Origin of the sequence: Colwellia psychrerythraea (assembly GCF_000764185.1) — a bacterium.
Taxonomy (GTDB): domain Bacteria; phylum Pseudomonadota; class Gammaproteobacteria; order Enterobacterales; family Alteromonadaceae; genus Colwellia; species Colwellia psychrerythraea_B.
The window spans coordinates 1-2,073 of the sequence record NZ_JQEC01000065.1; the positions used below are offsets into that span (position 1 = coordinate 1).

Below are 2,073 nucleotides of genomic sequence, written 5' to 3' on the forward strand. Positions count from 1 at the left end.
CACAATTCAATGATCATCTCTCTCGTTTACTGACGGGGTTAGCGACAGTAAGTGAAACAGAACTTGTAGGGCCGTTGCAGATAAAAAAATTACCTATGCTCTCCACACTTGAGTTGGATTATTCATTGAATACCCTCAATGATACTGAGCAGGATTATCCAACAGATAAATGTCTTCATGAATTATTTGAAGCACAGGCAGTAGCTAATCCGAATAACATTGCTGTAGTTTTTGAAGATGAACAACTTACCTATCAGGAGCTTAATCAGCAGGCAAATAAGGTAGCGCATTACTTAGCAGAGCATCATGACGTTACACCAAATACCTTGGTGGGAATATGTGTTGAACGCTCATTACAGATGGTCGTAGGGTTACTCGGAATATTAAAAGCTGGCGGCGCTTATGTACCACTGGATCCAAGTTACCCTACCGCTCGTTTACAGCATATTATAAACGATACGGGTATCAATTATTTATTAGACCAATCAGGATTACATACCCGTCTTGAACTATCAGACAAGGTTAAACTGATATCAATCAACGATACAAGGTTCACTGATGTTTTCATTGATTATCCTGTTACTAATAGGCAGTTGGCAGATAAGCAGCCTTTATCAAGTCTAGCTTATGTGATCCATACTTCTGGCTCGACAGGAACACCCAAAGGGGTCATGATTGAACAAGGGGCATTTGTTAATTTTTTACAGGCAATGCTGTTTCAATTAGGGCCAAACTTTAATCATGATCTTAAGTTACTGGCCGTAACTACTATGGCCTTTGATATTGCAGGATTAGAAATCTGGGGGCCATTATTTGTAGGTGGTCAAGTTGTTCTGGCGTCAAAAGATGATGTAATAGATCCAAGTAAATTAAGTCATCTACTTAATGTTCATGACATTAATTTCATGCAAGCGACTCCAGCCGGCTGGCGGTCATTACTGGATGACGATTGGGCAGGGAAGAAAGATTTAGTTGCCTTATCTGGAGGTGAACTACTACCTGACAAGTTAGCGAAAAGCTTGATGAGGAATTGTGCTCAGTTGTGGAACTGTTATGGACCAACTGAAGCAACTGTATGGTCTCTTGTACGACGTATAGATTGTGATAACACAAGAGGAAATATTGCTAATTTGGCAGGGCCACTCTCAAATTATAGCCACTACGTGCTGGACTCAACACAGGAAGTTGTTCCGCAAGGTGTTATTGGCGAACTTTACATTGGCGGGACAAGTCTAGCGCGTGGTTATCTCAATAATCCAGATTTAACGAAAGAAAAATTCATAGCAGATCCTTTTGCTAGTAGAAAAGATGCACGTTTATACCGAACAGGTGATTTGGTTCGTTTAGTTTCAGATGGTCAATTAGAATTCGTTGGTCGTACGGATACACAAGTTAAAATTCGTGGATTTAGGATTGAGTTAGGGGAGATAGAACATCAATTATCATCCTGTGCAGGTGTATTATCTTGCATTGTTGTAGCAAATAAAGATGAATCTGGACATAATAATTTAGTCGCTTATGTCATTGCAGATAATACGACAGGAATTAGTCAAGATGAGATGCCTAATTTATTTAGGAAAAGTTTACGAGCTCATATACCCGATTATATGGTGCCATCTATTTTTGTTTTTATTGAACAATGGCCGCTCACGGTTAATGGAAAAATCGATAAAAAAGCCTTACCGGAGCCGGATGGAAGTTTATTAACAGGTGCATATGTTGCCGCTGAAACAGCAACCGAAAAGTCATTGGTAGCTATCTGGTCATCATTATTAAAACTTGATGAGGATAAAATCAGTATAACGGCCAACTTTTTTGATTTAGGCGGGCACTCTTTACTGACGACCCGTTTGGTTTCAGAAATTCGTAAACAACTGCAATGTGAGTTATCAGTTAAAACTGTGTTTGAATCATCCTGCATTCAGGCATTATCTGTGTGTGTGAACAATGCAGCAGATACGGCGTTAAGACCAACAATAATAGCAGGAAGGCAAGATAATAAAGCGTTATTTTTATCCTTTGCCCAAGAACGTTTGTGGTTTATCGACAAATTTAATCATGGGAGTGCTGAAT

The 2,073-nt window shown here is 39.4% G+C and carries 1 protein-coding gene; it reads left to right on the forward strand.

Annotation, left to right across the window (positions count from 1 at the left end; all coding sequences use genetic code 11):
* A partial coding sequence (locus GAB14E_RS02865; protein WP_033084133.1) for a non-ribosomal peptide synthetase occupies positions 1–2,073 on the forward strand: 2,073 nt, incomplete at both ends.